This window comes from Candidatus Pelagibacter sp. PS_16 (assembly GCF_059417965.1).
In genome coordinates, this window is sequence record NZ_CM182074.1 from 389,499 (window position 1) to 402,968 (window position 13,470).

Here is a 13,470-nt window from a genome sequence, read left to right on the forward strand (position 1 = left end):
TGAAGCTTTATTTAAAACATTAATGCCATTATTTCAATGAAGAATTAGTCTAAAGCAACAACAGCTGCAGCAATAGAGGCTAATCTAGCTTGTGCTTCATCAGATCTACTAGTAATTACTATTGGAACTTTACCACCTACTACTACACCAGCTGCACAAGCTCCCATAAAATAAATCATCATTTTAACCAAACTATTTCCGGTTTCAACACTTGGAACTAGCAATACATCTGCATTACCAGCTACAATATTTTTAACACCTTTTATAGCGGCAGATTTTTTTGAAATACTATTATCAAATGCCAAGGGACCAAAAACATCAGCATTTAAATTTTCTTCTTTTGCAAGTTTTGTAATTTCATCTGCATCGATAGAGCTTGGTACACTATCTAAAATTTCTTCTGTTGCTGATAGAACTGCAATTTTGGGCCTTTCAATTCCTATACGGTTTGAAAAATCAATTACATTTCTTAAAATATGCATTTTTGTTTTTACGTTGGGTAAAACATTTAAAGCACCATCAGTAATTATAAGTGGCTTGTCATCTTTAGTATTTGTCATATGCCATATGTGACTAAGTCTAGTTTTACCAAGTAAATTGTAATCTCTTTTTAAAATTTCTTTCATTAAGACATCTGTATGAATATGACCCTTAACAATAATTTTTACTTTATCTTGGCTAGCAAGTTTTGCAGCAATAGCAGCAGTATTATTTTCAATAGGTTCATCAATGATTTCAAATTTTGAAATATCCCATTTTAAATCTTCAGCACATTTAAGAATTTCTTTTTTATTCCCTATAAAGATAGGTGTTATTAAATTTTCATTAACAGCATCTTGAACTGAAAGCATTGGTAAAGGCAACCCTGCATTTACGATTGCAGCATTAACACCTTTTTTCTTATGTGCATGATCCAGAAGGTTATTAGGACAAACAATTTCTTTATTTGAAAGCATGAGGTATATTTAGTCTGAATTTTTAAAAAGTATATACTGTAAATTGATAATGATTAAGCCTTTTAAATTAGATATTCCCGATAAAGTACTTCAAGAAATATACATTAAAGTAAAAAATTACCCATGGCATGAAATGCCAGATGATGGTGGCTGGAAATATGGAAGTAATCTTGATTATATGAAAGAGATCTCAAATTATTGGATTAAAGATTTTGATTGGAGAAAACATGAGGCAGAAATAAATCAATTTCCAAATTTCACAACTATTGTAGATGATATCGAAATACATTTTATTTATGAAAAGGGAAGTGGGTCCAACCCAACACCTTTACTTCTTATGCATGGATGGCCTGGATCGGTAATTGAGTTTTTACATATTATAGAAAGACTTGCACACCCTGAAAAATTTGGTGGAAACATTGACGATGCCTTTGATGTAGTGGTCCCATCATTACCTGGTTTTGGTTTTTCTGGGAGACCTTCAAGACCCATGGGACCAAGAAAAATAGCCAATACTTTAAATAAATTGATGACAGAAAACCTTGGTTATAAAAAATATTTAGCACAAGGAGGTGATTGGGGAGCAACTATTGCAAACTGGATTGGTTATGATCATTCAAAATCATGTAAGGCAATTCACATTAATTGTTTAACAATGCGCCACCCTGATGGTCCACAAACAAAACAAGAGGAAGAATGGCAACAAAGATTTAACACAGACCAAATAATGCAGGATGGATATAGAACTCAACAAGCAACTAAACCTCAAACTTTAAGTTATGGAATGATGGACAGTCCTGTTGGAATTGCAGCATGGATTATTGAAAAAATGTACTCATGGTCTGATTTAAAAGATAACAATATTGAAAGTGTTTATTCAAAAGATACACTCTTAGCTAATATTATGGTTTATGTAGTTACAAAAACTTTCAACACAGCTACTTGGATTTATTACGGAAGAAGAGAAGAGGGTGGACGTTTTTTTCCTAAAGATTTTAAAAAAATAGAAATTCCAACAGCTGCAGCAATTTTTCCAGCAGAAATGTCTGAGTGGCCACCAAAATCTTATGTAGATAGAATGTTTAATATTACTCAATGGACAGAGATGCCGAGGGGTGGACATTTTGCAGCCCTTGAGGAACCTGAACTTCTTGTTAATGATCTTGTAAAGTTTTCAAGATCTGTACGATAGTTAGATACTTTGTAAATATTCCAAGTCTTTTAAAACAGCTTTTGAAATATTAATTTCTTTTTTAAGATTACTTTTAAACCTATTAAACTTACTTTGTCCTGGGTAAAGAATTTCTTTAACACCTTTTATCTTAGGTAGTTTTTTTATAGTTTTGATATTGTCTTTTATTCTTTTATTGAAAGAATTTCCTACAAATAAATTAGGCTTTAAAACAAAAAATAGGTGACCAATATTTTGTGGACCACTAAAATCAGTAAATGGATCTTTAACTCTACCTGCATGATTACCACCTGTTAATACACCACTTAAAATATCAACCATCCAAGCTAATCCAGAACCCCTAAAACCAGCTATTGGTAATTGAACACCCTCTAATGCTTTTTTAGGATCCGTTGTTGGTTTACCAAATTTATCTAAAGCAACTCCCTCAGGAATTTTAGTTCCTTCTCTTGCTGCAACTCTAATTTTTCCTCTATTAATCATTGAGATTGAAGTATCTAAAATAAAAGGAACCTTTGATCCAGTAGGTGTTCCAAAACAAATAGGGTTTGTTCCAAATAAACTTTTTAAAGCCCCATGAGGTGCAACTGCTGGAGGTGCATTAGTAAATACCATTACCATTAAACCTTTTTTAACTGCTTGCTCTGCGTAATAACCAGATAAACCATAATGACCACTATTCTTAACTGCAACTAAGCCAATTCCAGTTTTTTTAGCATTGTTTATAGCAGTTTTAATAGCGGTATCTGCTGCAACAAAGCCAATACTATTGTTACCATCAACATGGGCAATGGATTGAGAAATTTTTTTAACTTTAATTTTAGCTTTTGGATTAATAACTTTTTTAGAAATACGGTCACAGTACATCTTAAGTCTAGATAAACCATGTGATGGAGCACCAACTAATTCTGCATTGATTAAGGCTTCAGCACAAATAGTGGCATGATCTTTGTTTAATTTATACTTAATAAAGATATCTTTAATAATTCTTTTTAATTTCGAAGATTTCATAGTTTAATAAAAGTTTGATTAACCTTTACCATGCCATGGAATTGTTTTGTCAATTATTTTTCTTAAAGCAACATCAAATAATAAACCTAACATACCCATTACAAAAATAGTGATCCAAATAACTTCATATTGGAAGTATTTTTTAGCAACGTTTTCAACAAATCCAATACCTGTAGTACCGGCTAAAAATTCAGCTGCAACCAAAGTTCCCCAACACATTCCAACAGCAACTCTAACCCCTGTTAAAATTTCTGGTAATGAGTTTGGAAATATTACATGTCTTAATATTTGCCATTTAGATGCACCAAGTGAGTGTGAAGCATGAATTTTAGACAACTGCGTACCAGCAGCTCCTGCTCTAGCAGAGATGATCATAATTGAAAATGAAACCATAAATAATAAGAAAACTTTCCCAACATTATCAATTCCAAATACAGTAATAACTAGAGGAGCCCAAGCTAATGGGGGTACCGGTCTATATAGTTCAATTAATGGATCAAAAAATCCTTTAGCAAATCTGTTTAAACCCATAAACAATCCTAGTGGCACACCAAAAATAATTCCAAGTACTAAACCTAGGAGAACTCTTAAAAAAGAATCCCAGATATGACCCATCGGAACTGGTATCTTAAATAATTTAAACTCACCTGTAACAACACTTAAGACTTTACTCTTAAAGTTTGGAGTAACAGTTCCATCAGCATTATGAATTGGATATGCCCCAGGCATAGCATCTGCAATCCAATCAGGTAATATAAAACCAACTATTTTACTTACATCCATCATTTCATACCAAATTAGAGGTACGTTTTTAAATCCAATACTGGGTTTAAGGAGTAGCACAAATTTATTAAAGGTATCAGACGGTTTTGGTAACCATCTTCCAGATCCTTGCTCAGAACAATTTGGTCCACTTGAAACAATTGTACCTGCAGGAAATAAAAAAATATCAACTAGTCTTAAAACACCTTGCTCTTTCTTTTGAACTTCATCAAACTCTATTATTGATTTTTGCATATCATCAAGAGTATTAGGTGGGAAAATACTTGCGTATTCGATTCTTCGAGCAATTTTTAAAACATCTTTTGCTAATGCAGAAGCTACTTCTTGGGTATCATCTAAACTAGATCGATAAGCTTTAATCTCATCCTTAATCTCTTTCATTAACTGCTTATATTTATAGTTATGATTTCTTAATTTGAAAAAGTCATTACTAATAAGAGTTAATTCTTTTGCAGCTGCATCAAATTTTAAACCCATTTTTGTTTCAGGAATTGTTGGTATTTCAACTGTATTTTCTACAGCGGTTGCAGAGGCTCCCCATTTCCCTTGTTTTTTTAAAGCTTCAATTCTTGCGTTCTCTTCTTCAATACTTTTAATTGGTGGATAGCTTATTTTTTGAAAATCTTCTGTTAACCAAGTAATTCTATTTGTTAAATCTCGAATTTGACTTTTTGTTTCTTCTTCTAAAAGGTCAATATTGGTTAACAATGGAATTGATTGTTGAGTTTTTGCAATAAATTTTAAAAGAGTAGTTTTGTCTTGCTCTCTTATATTGGGTGAATTTTTAATTTCATTAGCTAGTTTTTGTATATTTTTGTTTTCACCTTTGATTATTGAAGTACTCTTAAATTCACGTTCTTCAATTGGAAATAAATATGTTAACGAAAGTAAAGAGTCGTTTACTTTTGCAACCTGACAAAGTTCATTTGCAGACTGGGGATAAAATGATTTCGCCATATCCCAAGAATAGTAAAGCCAAGTTAATAGTAAAAAACTACTACCAACAATAACCCAATGAACTCCACCTTTAGCTCTTTCAGGATTACCAAATACAGCATCTAATTTTTCAGTTTTTGCTAATTTTCTTCCATACAAAATAGATCCAATAACTGCAAAAATTACTACGAATGTTATAATACCTGTTAGCATACTAAATATCTTTACCCATAATTTCTTCTTCCATATTCCAAATCATAGTTAGAATTTCTTCTCTAGTGCTTACAAAGTCAGGTGTTTTTTTTATCTCTCTTAAATCACCATCAATACCCATTGATGCAAAAGGAAGATTATATTCTTTATGGATACGACCTGGTCTTGGTGCCATTACATATAATCTTTCACCTAGTAGTAAAGCTTCTTCAACTGAGTGGGTGATTAAGATAATTGTTTTTCCTGTTTCTTTCCAAATTTTTAAAACTAAAGACTGCATCTTCTCTCTGGTTAATGCATCTAATGCTCCTAACGGTTCATCCATTAAAATTAAATCAGGGTCATTAATTAAACATCTAGCAAGAGCAACTCTTTGCTGCATACCTCCAGATAATTGATAAGTAGGAGTGTTTCCAAAACCTTGTAGGCCTACTATATTTAACCATTCTTCAACTTTCTTAGCAGTTTTAACTGGGTCTTCTTTTTTCATTCTTAAACCAAAGTCAACATTCTCTGCAACCGTTAGCCATTCAAATAAAGCACCTTGTTGAAAGACCATTCCCCGTTCAACACCAGGGCCATTAATTTCATTTCCGTTAAGAGTGAGAACTCCAGAAGTAGGTCGTAGAAATCCAGCAGTAATGTTTAACAAAGTTGTTTTTCCACAGCCCGAAGGACCAAGAACAGTTAAAAGTTCACCTTTTTTAAGTGTAAAGTTTACATCTTTTAATGCATGAACTGTTTCTCCTTTAGGAGTTTTAAAGATCATGTTTAAATTCTGAGAAATTAAATCACTCATAAGACAATACTATATTAGAATTTTCTTAAAAAAATAGGCACCAATTTATTAAATTGGCGCCTATTTAAATTTATTTAACTCTCTAAATTAAAGAGGTAAAAAGCTTGTATCAACTGCTCCATTAGGAGTACCCATTCCTTTTAAAAATCCACTTAGATTTCCAGAAGTCATAGATTTTTCAGTCTCTTCAGGTGTAAGAAATTTAAATCCGCTTAAAGTTTCTTTCATATCACCAAGCTTCATCTCAGCATCTTTAGCGATAACATTTAAATCACTTTTACCTGCTGCATATCTAGCATTTGCTTCATGAGTTACTTCTATGAAAGTTCTCAGCATACCTGGGTTCTCTTTCATAAATTTGTCAGTAACAGATGTAATGTCAATACCTAAGATACCAGCATCACGCGCTTCTTGAACTGTTAGTAATCTACTTCCAACTGCAGTTGCAGCTTTAATAGAATTTCCACCAAATAAACATGCCATTACAACATCACCAGAAACTAGTGCAGCAGCACCTTCTTCAGGATCCATTTGAATAACTGTCATTTTACTTTTATCAGCGCCAACAACTTTCATACTTTCATCAAAAACATACTCAGCCATTGTTCCTAGAGGAACAGCAACTTTTTTACCTTCTAATTCAGAAGCGTTAGCTTTTGTAATTCCAGAAGCATTAGATGTAACACAAGTTGTTCCACCCATTCCGTATTCCATAGCAATATCTACAAGTTTTAGCGGAGCTTTTGATTTAACAGCATTGATAAATGGCACTAAGCCTTGTGAGTAAGAAATATCAATATCTCCAGCTAACATAGCATCAGTCATTGCACCACCGTTTGAAAAGTTAGTCCATTTAACTGGAACACCTAGAGCTTTATCAAACATCTTTTTAACTTTGTCTTCTTGGTTTGGAGTAGGCCATTCTAAAAAGAATGCAACTCTAACTTCTTTAGCAGCAGCGTTAGCAACTGACATTGATAAGTTAAGAGCAACTACAGCACCAAGAATAAAACTAATTATTTTTTTCATTATTATTCCTTTGTTAGTAATTTAATTAAATTATCTGTATTTAAATAGAATTTGGAATTGATGTAAAACAAATTTTAATTTTTATACACCTATAAGTTGTAAAATTATAAGCCTTAAAGAAAAAAATAATTATAGAAAACCTTTTGATTTAGTCTAATAGTTAGGAATAAAATTATAACACTACATACTTAGAGAGAGAATATTTATGAGCTCAGAAAACAGAACTTCAGTACCTAATTCATTAAATGAACATTGGATGCCGTTTACATCTAATAAAGATTTCAAAGCAAACCCAAGACTAATTACAGAAGCTAAGGGGGTTTACTTAAAAACTCACCATGGAAAAACACAAATAGATGCGAGCTCAGGGTTATTTTGTAACCCACTAGGCCATGGAAGAAGAGAAATCACAGAAGCTGTTACAAAGCAATTAGAAACTTTAGATTACGCACAACCATTTCAACAAGGTTTTGGTGGTTCATTTGAATTAGCTACAAAAATTTCAAAACACACACCAGGTGATTTAAATAAAATGTTTTTTACAATTTGTGGATCTACAGCTGTAGAAACTGCAATTAAAATTGCTGTTGCATATCACAGAGCAAAAGGACATGCAGAAAGATTTAGATTTGTTGGACGTGAGCGTGGTTATCATGGAATGAACATTGGCTGTATTTCAGTGGGTGGAATGGTAAATAATGTTAAAACGTTTGCAAGCGTTTTAATGCCAGGTGTCCAACACATTAGACATACACATTTACCAGAACATAAGTTTGTGAGTGGTCAACCAGAAACTGGAGACTATTTAGCAAATGATTTAGAAACTATTTGTCAAAATTTTGGTGGTGAAAACATTGCTGCTTGTATTGTTGAACCGATTGCTGGATCAACTGGAACACTGGTTCCACCAAAAGGATATTTACAAAAACTAAGAGAGATCTGTGACAAGCATGGAATACTTTTAATTTTTGATGAAGTAATTACAGGATGGGGCAGAACAGGATCTAAATTCGCTGCAGATGAATTTGGAGTAACTCCAGACATCATGACAATGGCTAAAGCTACAACCAACGGTGTTGTTCCCATGGGTGTTGTTGCATGTAATGATTATATCTATGATGCGGTAATGGATGCTTCACCAACAGGTGCAGTTGAATTGTTTCATGGCTATACTTATTCAGGAATTCCAGTTGCAGTTGCTGCCGCTCTTGCAGTGCAGGAAATTTTTGAAAAAGATGATATTTTCAATAGAGCAAAAAATTTATCTCCTTATTTCCAAAAAGGATTATTCTCTCTTCAGGATCTAGAGTCTGTAGATAATATTAGAGGATATGGAATGATGGGCGGAATAGACATGAAGCTAAACACTAAACCAGGTAAAGCTGGTTATGAATGTTTTAAAGCTTGTTATGAAGCTGGTGTTAACTTTAAAGCTACAGGAGATTGTTTAATTATAGCTCCTCAATTCATCTGTGAAGAAAAACACATTGATGAGATTATTGAAAAGTTAAGAACTGGTATCACTAACTATCAAAAAAATCAAAAAAACTAAAAACTTTAAAATTTTAAAGTATTAAATTAAGGAGAGAAGGTTATGAAAATCGGCGTACCTAAAGAAATCAAACCACAAGAGCATCGTATTGGATTAACCCCTGAAAGTGTTAAAACTTTAATATCAGAAGGTCATGAAGTTTTAGTTGAAAATAATGGTGGATTTGAAGCTGGTTTTGAAAATGATCAATACACAAGTGTAGGTGCTAAAATTGTTGATAAAGCTGAAGATATTTTCAATGATGCAGATATAATTGTTAAAGTAAAAGAGCCCCAAGCAGGTGAAGTTAAGATGATTAGAGAAAATCAAATCGTCTACACTTATCTACACTTAGCAGCAGCTAAAGAATTAACAGAAGGTTTAGTTAAATCTAAAGGTGTTTGTATAGCCTATGAAACGGTTACAGATGATAATGGCAGATTGCCATTACTTGCACCAATGAGTGCAGTTGCTGGACGTATGTCAGTTCAAGCTGGAGCACATTGCTTGGAAAAAAACCAAAATGGTAGAGGTCTTTTATTAGGAGGAGCTCCTGGAGTTGAAGGAGGTACTGTTGTTATTTTAGGCGGCGGTGTTGTTGGTGAAAATGCTGCTGTGATTGCAACTGGAATGGGTGCTAAAGTTCATATCGTTGACAAGTCTGAAGCAAGATTGAAACAATTGGTTGAAATGTTTGGTGATAAAATTATTCCAGAACAAAGTGATAAAATTGATTTAAATAAATTAGTTGCAAAAGCTGATCTTTTAATTGGGGGTGTTTTAATACCAGGTGCAGAAGCTCCAAAATTAATTACTAAACCAATGTTAAAATTAATGCAAAGAGGATCAGTTATTGTTGATGTTGCAATTGACCAAGGGGGTTGCGTTGAAACAAGTAAACCAACAACTCACGGTGATCCAACTTATATTATTGATGATGTTATTCATTACTGTGTAGCAAATATGCCAGGTGGAGTTCCAAGAACTTCAACGATTGCATTAAACAATGCAACACTTCCACATTTAGTAAAAATTGCAAATAACGGTTACGCTAAAGCACTAAGCGATGATAAACATTTGCTTGCAGGACTAAACGTTTGTAAAGGTCAAGTAACGTATAAAGCAGTGGCTGATGTTTTTGGGTATGATTATGTCGATCCTTTAAAAACTCTGTAATTTTTTTAACTAATGTTATCGGATAAAATTAAAGATTATTTAAACGAATACATTAGCCAGGAAGTTTACGTTCAAGTAGCCGTTGCTAAGGGTAAAAATAAAATTTCAACTAATGCTGCAATCAGTAAGTACTTTGAAAGCAATCACTTTCATGGTTTAGCTGAAGGTAAACCCTACAATACTTTTTTAGATGATCTAAAAGACAAATGTTTAGGAAAATTAGTTAACTCTCCAATGAAAGATAGTAAAACGGATGATGAGATTATTATTGAACTTCAGAATAAACTTAATATTTTAGATATCGGTGAATTAAATGATACTTACTGGGAAGTTGAAACTGGTGAATATTTAAGAGGAGCAGATATTAAAGAAATCGAACTCGAGAGAGATACTTTAATTAAATTTTTAACTTCAAAAGATGAAGCACATGACACGGTAAGTACTCTTTGCAAGAATTATGAAAAATTGTGTAAGCAAAAGTACCCTGAAGCACCATTGCCTTTAGAAATATTAGATACTAAACACTAAGTTTCTCTTTAATATTCTAAATTATAGTCTATAAAAATTGTTAGGGGTGTCGTAACTGACTGAGAATAAACCCTAATAACCTGTCCGGTAATTCAGAAAGGGAGAACAATGGATAAAACATACTTTATAAGTCAATCAACATCATTAACACTCGTCATAACTATAAGCTTAATCTTTACAATTGTTGGATTAATTTACTCTAAAAAATATCAAGGGATTAACAATTATCTAACTGCGAATAGAAACATTGGTTTCTTTTCACTAGCAACAAGCCTAATTGCATCTGCGCTTGGGGCTTGGATTTTATTTGGTCCAGCATCTGCTGCAACATGGGGTGGAATAGGAGCTGTGATTGGTTACGCATTAGGAACAGCATTTCCTATGATCTTTTTAATTTCACTTGGAAAAAAAATAAGAACTGACTTTCCAAAAGGTTCAACGTTAATTGAATTTTTAAGAAAAAGATTTGGAAAGAGTTTATTTAAACTTATTTTGCTTATGACAGTATTTTATATGTTCGTCTTTTTATGTGCTGAAGTTACTGCAGTTGCAATATTGATAAATTATATTTCAGGAACTGAACTTTGGGTTACCTCTTTAATTATTCTAATCGCAACACTTGCTTACACTTTATACGGTGGATTAAGAGCTTCAATTTTTACAGATAATATTCAAATGATTGTAATTGTAGCTTTATTATTAATTTCAGTATTTTATCTAACATCATTTACAGGGGATCAGTTTTCTTTCTCATTTATTAAAGAAAAAAGTCCTCACTTATTAAGTGCGAGTTATATTCCAAACTATACTGCAGGATTAACGTTCTTTATCGCGGTTGCTGCAACTAATCTTTTTCATCAAGGAAATTGGCAAAGAGTTTATGCGGCAAAAAATAATGAAGTTTTAAAGAAAAGTTTAATAGTAGCGTTCATCGTTATTATTCCAATTGTTTTTTTTATGGGCTTTAGTGGTTTAGTTGCAGTATCAGCTAATCCAAAAGTTATTCCTGACCTTGGTTTCTTTTCTTTATTATTAAGTGAACAGACAGAATTTTTATCATTAATAATTGTGATCCTTGGTTTATCATTAACAATTAGTACTGTTGATACATTGGTCAATGCAATATCAAGCTTAATAGTGGTTGATGGAAAAGCAACTTTAAATTTAAATAAAAAAACTAATTATTTAACTCTTTCAAAATATTTTATAGTAGTGCTTTCAATTATAGCTTTTGTAATTGCTTCAAAAGGATTCAGTGTTTTATACTTATTCTTGCTTGCTGATTTATTTTGTTGTGCGTTTGTACTTACTGTTTTTTATAGTTTCTATAATAAAAAGTTGAATGAAAAAACGGCATATATTTCAATTATTATTGGGTTAATTGGAGGGTTTCTTTTATTCCCAGCTCCTGATTTTTCAAAGAGTTTGTTAGTGGGTATAATTTTACCAGCAGATACTTTTCCAGCTTTTGTCTCTCAATCATTGTTGTTTTTATCTTTTATAATCGCAACTTTTTTGCCTGTAATATTTTGGAAAATAAAAGGATCTAAAAAATAGACCTAATAATTTGTAAAAGGTGTATAAGTAACTATATACACCCTAACAAATGTCTGAGATTCAAATATCCATTAACAACTTATCAAAAGTTTATGATAATGGCTTTAAAGCCTTAAATAATGTTAGCCTTAAAGTAAAACAAGGTGAAATTCTTGCAATGCTTGGACCAAATGGTGCGGGCAAAACTAGTTTAATCAGTATTATTTGTGGAATTGTTAAACCTACTTCAGGAACTGTCACAATTAATAATTATGATATTATAAAAGATTATAGAGAGACAAGATCAAGAATAGGGCTTGTTCCTCAAGAATTAAATTTAGAATCTTTTGAGACTGTTTTTGATACCGTATCTTATTCAAGAGGGCTGTATGGAAAAGCACCTAAACCAGAACACATTGAAAAAATTTTAAAAGATTTAAGTTTGTGGGATAAAAAAGATCAAAGATTAAGACAATTATCAGGCGGAATGAAAAGAAGAGTTTTAATTGCAAAAGCTTTATCTCATGAACCTAAAATATTATTTCTTGATGAACCAACAGCCGGAGTTGATGTTGAGCTTAGAAGAGATATGTGGATGGTTGTTGATGACCTTAGAAAAAAAGGCGTCACAATTATTTTAACTACTCATTACATTGAGGAAGCTGAGGCTATAGCGGACCGTGTAGCTGTAATTAATCAAGGTGAAATTATTGTAGTTGAGGATAAAAAAGAATTAATTAAGAAAATGGGACACAAAAAACTAACCATTGAATTGCAGAAAAAAATTACAGAAATTCCAGAAGATTTATCTAAGTATAATCTTGAAATAAGTGAAGAGCAGATGTCATTAATTTATACTTATAACGTTCAGGCTGAAAAAACAGGTATTACTGATTTATTGCAAGATATAAAAGATACTGGCTTAAAATTAAAAGATTTAAAAACAGAACAAAGTACATTAGAGAAAATATTTGTTGATTTAGTAAAGGAGAATAATGAAATTTAACTATTACGGCTTTAAAGCTATTTATGTTCATGAGATGAATAGATTTATAAGAACTATAGGTCAATCTCTTCTATCCCCCGTAATATCTACATCATTATACTTTGTTGTTTTTGGTTCAGTTATTGGAAATTATATTCAAAAAATTGATGGGGTTAGTTATGGGTCTTACATTGTACCAGGTTTATTAATGTTAACACTCCTTACTCAATCAATAAGTAACACTTCGTTTGGAATTTTCTTTCCAAAATTTAATGGAACTATTAATGAAATTTTAGCAGCACCCATTTCAACACTTGAAACCGTTCTAGCTTTTGTGGGGGCAGGAGCCACTAAAACTTTAGTCGTTGGTGCTGTAATTTATGCAACCGCCTCTTTTTTTGCTGATGTGAGTGTTATGCATCCAATGTTAATGATATTTTTATTAGTATTAGTTTCTTTTACTTTTGCTTTATTTGGATTTTTAATTGGTGTAGTTAGTAAAAACTTTGAGCAGATGTCGATTATTCCATCATTAGTCATTACTCCAATGGTATTTTTAGGAGGAAGCTTATACTCTCTTGATATGCTGCCACCATTTTGGCAAACAATTTCATATTTTAATCCAGTAGTTTATCTAATTGATGGCTTAAGATTTTCTTTCTACGGCGTCTCTGATTTTGATATTTGGATTAGTATTAGTTCGATGGTTTTCTTTTTAATGGTTTGTATTACCCTTGTGTCTATCTTGCTTAAAAAAGGCTATAATATTAAAAGTTAATTCGCTTTCATTTTAAG

The 13,470-nt window shown here is 32.1% G+C and carries 12 protein-coding genes; 7 read left to right on the forward strand and 5 right to left on the reverse strand.

Annotation, left to right across the window (positions count from 1 at the left end; all coding sequences use genetic code 11):
* Positions 1-44: 44 nt before the first annotated feature.
* Positions 45-956 carry a bifunctional enoyl-CoA hydratase/phosphate acetyltransferase gene (locus AC5SL0_RS02070; RefSeq protein WP_271627144.1) on the reverse strand — a complete coding sequence of 304 codons (912 nt, stop codon included), beginning with the start codon at positions 954-956 and terminating at the stop codon, positions 45-47.
* Between the two features lie 49 nt (positions 957-1,005).
* Between AC5SL0_RS02070 and AC5SL0_RS02075 the strand changes: the two genes are divergently transcribed.
* Complete coding sequence (locus tag AC5SL0_RS02075) at positions 1,006-2,148, forward strand: epoxide hydrolase family protein (RefSeq protein WP_494618551.1); 1,143 nt, start codon at positions 1,006-1,008, stop codon at positions 2,146-2,148.
* On the opposite strand, the gene AC5SL0_RS02080 is transcribed toward AC5SL0_RS02075, so the two are convergent.
* The 4 genes from AC5SL0_RS02080 to AC5SL0_RS02095 form a co-directional block, all read right to left on the reverse strand.
* Positions 2,149-3,159, reverse strand: a complete 1,011-nt coding sequence (locus tag AC5SL0_RS02080; protein ID WP_271479879.1) for an Ldh family oxidoreductase — start codon at positions 3,157-3,159, stop codon at positions 2,149-2,151. It abuts the gene before it with no gap.
* An 18-nt stretch (positions 3,160-3,177) separates the two neighbouring features.
* The gene (locus AC5SL0_RS02085; RefSeq protein WP_494618552.1) at positions 3,178-5,091 is read right to left on the reverse strand and encodes an ABC transporter permease; all 1,914 of its coding nucleotides are present in this window, start codon (positions 5,089-5,091) and stop codon (positions 3,178-3,180) included.
* A gap of 1 nt (position 5,092) precedes the next feature.
* Positions 5,093-5,890, reverse strand: coding sequence for a taurine ABC transporter ATP-binding protein (locus tag AC5SL0_RS02090; RefSeq protein WP_027306618.1), 798 nt, complete (start codon positions 5,888-5,890; stop codon positions 5,093-5,095).
* An 87-nt stretch (positions 5,891-5,977) separates the two neighbouring features.
* Positions 5,978-6,919 carry an ABC transporter substrate-binding protein gene (locus AC5SL0_RS02095; RefSeq protein WP_018414008.1) on the reverse strand — a complete coding sequence of 314 codons (942 nt, stop codon included), beginning with the start codon at positions 6,917-6,919 and terminating at the stop codon, positions 5,978-5,980.
* Between the two features lie 205 nt (positions 6,920-7,124).
* On the opposite strand from AC5SL0_RS02095, the gene aptA reads away from it, so the two are divergent.
* From aptA to AC5SL0_RS02125, 6 genes are all read left to right on the forward strand, one after another.
* On the forward strand, positions 7,125-8,471 hold the full coding sequence (gene aptA, locus AC5SL0_RS02100) for an omega-aminotransferase AptA (protein ID WP_006997111.1): 1,347 nt from the start codon (positions 7,125-7,127) through the stop codon (positions 8,469-8,471).
* Positions 8,472-8,513: 42 nt separating this feature from the next.
* Positions 8,514-9,626 (forward strand): alanine dehydrogenase, encoded by a 1,113-nt coding sequence (gene ald, locus AC5SL0_RS02105; RefSeq protein ID WP_006997110.1) that lies wholly within the window; start codon positions 8,514-8,516, stop codon positions 9,624-9,626.
* 12 nt (positions 9,627-9,638) lie between these two features.
* Positions 9,639-10,154, forward strand: a complete 516-nt coding sequence (locus AC5SL0_RS02110) for a hypothetical protein (RefSeq protein ID WP_494618553.1) — start codon at positions 9,639-9,641, stop codon at positions 10,152-10,154.
* Between the two features lie 108 nt (positions 10,155-10,262).
* On the forward strand, positions 10,263-11,711 hold the full coding sequence (locus tag AC5SL0_RS02115; RefSeq protein ID WP_494618554.1) for a sodium:solute symporter family transporter: 1,449 nt from the start codon (positions 10,263-10,265) through the stop codon (positions 11,709-11,711).
* A gap of 49 nt (positions 11,712-11,760) precedes the next feature.
* Positions 11,761-12,696 (forward strand): ABC transporter ATP-binding protein, encoded by a 936-nt coding sequence (locus tag AC5SL0_RS02120; RefSeq protein WP_494618556.1) that lies wholly within the window; start codon positions 11,761-11,763, stop codon positions 12,694-12,696.
* Entirely contained in the window at positions 12,686-13,453 is a 768-nt protein-coding gene (locus AC5SL0_RS02125) for an ABC transporter permease (RefSeq protein ID WP_020169293.1), read from the forward strand. Before AC5SL0_RS02120 ends, AC5SL0_RS02125 begins: the two co-directional genes overlap by 11 nt.
* Positions 13,454-13,470: the final 17 nt, after the last annotated feature.

Coding starts and splice junctions, on each gene's coding strand:
- aptA (WP_006997111.1), top strand. CDS start 7,125: ATGAGCTCAGAAAACAGAACTTCAGTACCTAATTCATTAAATGAACAT.
- AC5SL0_RS02075 (WP_494618551.1), top strand. CDS start 1,006: ATGATTAAGCCTTTTAAATTAGATATTCCCGATAAAGTACTTCAAGAA.
- AC5SL0_RS02110 (WP_494618553.1), top strand. CDS start 9,639: ATGTTATCGGATAAAATTAAAGATTATTTAAACGAATACATTAGCCAG.
- AC5SL0_RS02120 (WP_494618556.1), top strand. CDS start 11,761: ATGTCTGAGATTCAAATATCCATTAACAACTTATCAAAAGTTTATGAT.
- AC5SL0_RS02095 (WP_018414008.1), bottom strand. CDS start 6,919: ATGAAAAAAATAATTAGTTTTATTCTTGGTGCTGTAGTTGCTCTTAAC.
- AC5SL0_RS02080 (WP_271479879.1), bottom strand. CDS start 3,159: ATGAAATCTTCGAAATTAAAAAGAATTATTAAAGATATCTTTATTAAG.
- AC5SL0_RS02070 (WP_271627144.1), bottom strand. CDS start 956: ATGCTTTCAAATAAAGAAATTGTTTGTCCTAATAACCTTCTGGATCAT.
- AC5SL0_RS02125 (WP_020169293.1), top strand. CDS start 12,686: ATGAAATTTAACTATTACGGCTTTAAAGCTATTTATGTTCATGAGATG.
- AC5SL0_RS02090 (WP_027306618.1), bottom strand. CDS start 5,890: ATGAGTGATTTAATTTCTCAGAATTTAAACATGATCTTTAAAACTCCT.
- AC5SL0_RS02085 (WP_494618552.1), bottom strand. CDS start 5,091: ATGCTAACAGGTATTATAACATTCGTAGTAATTTTTGCAGTTATTGGA.
- AC5SL0_RS02115 (WP_494618554.1), top strand. CDS start 10,263: ATGGATAAAACATACTTTATAAGTCAATCAACATCATTAACACTCGTC.
- ald (WP_006997110.1), top strand. CDS start 8,514: ATGAAAATCGGCGTACCTAAAGAAATCAAACCACAAGAGCATCGTATT.